Source organism: Microvirga sp. P4_G7 (assembly GCF_056401005.1).
Window position 1 is genome coordinate 1 of record NZ_JBFUKD010000401.1, and the last position, 3,489, is coordinate 3,489.

Below are 3,489 nucleotides of genomic sequence, written 5' to 3' on the forward strand. Positions count from 1 at the left end.
CCACGAAACCCTTCAAGGTTGGTGAGGGGTCGTCGCGGCGCCAGACCAAACCTGTTTCGATCATCGGAGCCTCGCCGTCGAGGGGGAGATAGCGAACCCCCGCGCGACCCAGGTTCTGGAGGGAGCCCGGAACCAGGGCAATCCCCATGCCGACCGAAACGAGACTGATGATCGTCTGCATTTGGATCGCCTCCTGCCCGGTCCGCGGGTGTATGCCGTTCGCGGCATAATATCCCGTGACGATGTCATGAAAGGCGGGCGCGCTGCGCCGCGGGAATAGGATGACCGGCTCGTCGCGAACCTCTCGCAGAGACAATCGGCCATGGGTGCCATCGAGCCGACCAGAGGCGATCCAGGATTCCGGCACGGCAGCGACCAACGGTTCCTGTAGGAGAGGAAGATAGTCGAGGGATGCCGGCAACGAGGCGTGCGGCGGTTGGATGATCAGGCCCGCATGGATTTCGCCGTCGAGCAATGCCTCTATCTGGAGGTCGCTTGTTGCCTCTCGCAAAGATACTTCGACGTCGGGAAAGAGACCTGCGTATCGGCTCACGAGGGCCGGGAGCACGCTGTAATCGGCGGTGCTGACGAAGGCGAGCGTAAGCGCTCCGATCTCACCCTGAGACAATTGACGGGCGATGCCGGGGAGAGCGGCGGCCGCGTCGAGCAATTTGCGCACGTGCTCCAACCATTGTCGGCCCACCGAGGTCAGGGCGACGCTTCGTTTGGTGCGGACGAACAGGCTCACGCCGACGTCCTGCTCGAGGGCCATGATGGCCTGACTGAGTGGCGGTTGAGTCATGCCGAGCCGCGCGGCGGCTCGCCCAAAATGCAGCTCGTCGGCAACCGTGACGAAATAGCGAAGTTGTCTCAAATCCATGCTGTCTAATATGTTGAACATATTAAAAGTGCCAGAATAATATATTTCTCGCTTTGCTGGCCAACGTCATAAGATAGCCGGAGAAGGGTCCGCACCGTGGCCCGGTCGCTTCAGGGACGATGCCATGTCGAACGAGAGATCGAAGCACATCACGCAGGGTGTCGCGCGCTCGCCAAACCGGGCGATGTACTATGCGCTCGGGTACCAAAAGGCCGATTTCGACAAGCCGATGATCGGCATTGCCAACGGTCATTCGACCATCACGCCCTGCAATGCCGGTCTCCAACCGCTCGCCGATGCGGCCGTGGCGGCCGTGAAGGCGGCCGGCGGCAATCCGCAGATCTTCGGCACGCCGACGATTTCCGACGGCATGGCGATGGGTACCGAGGGCATGAAATATTCCCTTATCTCCCGCGAAGTGATCGCCGATTGCATCGAAACCTGCGTGCAGGGTCAGTGGATGGACGGCGTTCTCGTGATCGGCGGCTGCGACAAGAACATGCCTGGTGGAATGATGGCGCTCGCCCGCGCCAACGTCCCCGGCATCTATGTCTATGGCGGCACGATCAAACCAGGCCGCTGGAAGGGCAAGGATCTCTCGATCGTCTCCTCGTTCGAGGCCGTCGGCTCGTATATGGCCGGCAAGATGAGCGAAGAGGATTTCGAGGGGATCGAGCGCAATGCCTGTCCTTCGACCGGCTCGTGCGGCGGCATGTACACCGCCAACACGATGAGTTCCTCGTTCGAGGCCCTCGGCATGTCGCTGCTCTATTCCTCGACGATGGCCAATCCCGATCCGGAAAAGGTCGACAGCACGGCGCAATCCGCAGCGGTCCTGCTCGACGCGGTTCGGAGCGGGATCAAAGCGCGGGACATCATCACCCGCAAATCAATCGAGAACGCCGTTGCCCTCATCATGGCGATCGGCGGCTCCACCAACGGCGTCCTGCATTATCTCGCCATCGCCCACGCGGCCGAAGTGGAATGGACACTCGACGATTTCGAGCGCATCCGCCGTAAAGTCCCAGTCATCTGCGATTTGCGGCCGTCCGGCCAATACATGGCGGTCGACCTGCACCGAGCCGGTGGTATTCCCCAGGTGCTGAAAATCCTTCTCAATGCCGGCCTGATCCACGGAGACTGCCTCACCATCACAGGGCGAACCTTGGAAGAGGAACTGGCCCACGTGCCTGACGCTCCGTCGTCCGACCAGACCGTGATCCGTGCGATCGACAAGGCCCTCTACCGCGAGGGGCATCTCGCCGTCCTGCGCGGGAATCTCGCGACAGAGGGTGCGGTGGCCAAAATCACCGGGCTGAAGAACCCCGTGATCCAGGGTCCGGCGCGGGTGTTCGACGACGAAGCCTCGGCGATGGATGCGATCCTGTCGGACAAGATCAAGCCGGGCGACGTGGTCGTGCTGCGGTATCTCGGACCAAAGGGAGGCCCAGGCATGCCCGAAATGCTCGCACCGACCTCGGCGATCATCGGGCGGGGGCTCGGCGAAAGCGTCGGTCTTATCACCGATGGGCGGTTTTCAGGCGGCACCTGGGGGATGGTGGTCGGCCATGTGACCCCCGAGGCGTTTGAGGGCGGGACCATTGCGCTCGTCCAGGAAGGTGATCTGATCACGATCGACGCTCACAAGCAGTTGCTTCAACTCGACGTCGATGAGGCGGAGATTGCGCGGCGGCGCGCGGCGTGGCGCCAGCCCGCCCCGCGCTACACCCGGGGCGTCCTGGCGAAGTTCGCTCAATTGGCGAAGTCCGCGAGCGAGGGGGCCGTCACGGGCTAGATGACCGTGCACGAGATGACCGTGCAGAGGCGGCCCCTGGCGCTTGACTCCGTTGGCCCACGGTGCGAGTCCCGCCCCGGAATTCGCATGCGAGGGCATCGGTCATGAAGCGGGCATTCATCTTCCCCGGACAGGGAAGCCAGTCGATCGGGATGGGCAAGGCGCTCGCGGATTCGTTCCCGCAAGCCAAGGCCGTCTTCGACGAGGTCGACAACGCCCTGTCGCAAAAGCTGTCGACGATCATCTGGGAAGGACCGGCCGAAGAGCTGACGCTCACGGCCAACACCCAGCCGGCCCTGATGGCAGTCAGTCTGGCCGCCATCCGCGTGCTGGAGGCTGAGGCCGGGCTCGATCTCAAGCGGCATACAGCCTTCCTCGCGGGGCATTCGCTCGGCGAGTATTCGGCCCTTGCCGCCGCCGGCACTCTGTCGATCGGGGATACCGCCCGCCTTCTGCGGATCCGCGGCAACGCCATGCAAAGCGCGGTCGCAGTGGGGCAGGGCGCCATGGCGGCACTTCTCGGGCTCGAATACGACGTGGCCCTCGAAGTGGCCCGGGAAGCCGCTCAGGGCGAGGTCTGCGATGCCGCGAACGATAATGGCGGCGGACAGGTCGTCGTGTCCGGTCACAAGGCAGCCGTCGAACGGGCGATCGCCATCGCCCAGACCAAGGGCGCCAAGCGGGCCGTGATGCTGCCCGTCTCCGCTCCCTTCCATTGCGCGCTCATGGCGCCCGCGGCCGACGCCATGAGCGAGGCTCTCGCCGCGGTGACAGTGAACGCGCCCGTCGTTCCCGTCGTCGCCAATGTCGAGGC

The 3,489-nt window shown here is 63.8% G+C and carries 3 protein-coding genes; 2 read left to right on the plus strand and 1 reads right to left on the minus strand.

Going from position 1 to position 3,489, the window contains the following annotated elements; all coding sequences use genetic code 11:
* Positions 1-880: LysR family transcriptional regulator (locus tag AC1DT3_RS15340; RefSeq protein WP_477466109.1), on the minus strand; the 880-nt coding region annotated here is incomplete at its 3' end.
* 124 nt (positions 881-1,004) lie between these two features.
* Here AC1DT3_RS15340 and ilvD point away from each other — a divergent pair.
* Together ilvD and AC1DT3_RS15350 are read left to right on the plus strand one after the other, a co-directional pair.
* A complete protein-coding gene (ilvD, locus tag AC1DT3_RS15345) occupies positions 1,005-2,675 on the plus strand; it encodes a dihydroxy-acid dehydratase (RefSeq protein ID WP_477466110.1) in 1,671 nt (556 codons plus the stop codon).
* A gap of 104 nt (positions 2,676-2,779) precedes the next feature.
* Positions 2,780-3,489 (plus strand): ACP S-malonyltransferase (locus tag AC1DT3_RS15350; protein WP_477466111.1); only part of this gene is annotated, 710 nt, incomplete at its 3' end.

Bases quoted from the DNA above. Each gene is read 5' to 3' on its own strand.
- ilvD (WP_477466110.1), top strand. From the start codon at position 1,005: ATGTCGAACGAGAGATCGAAGCACATCACGCAGGGTGTCGCGCGCTCG.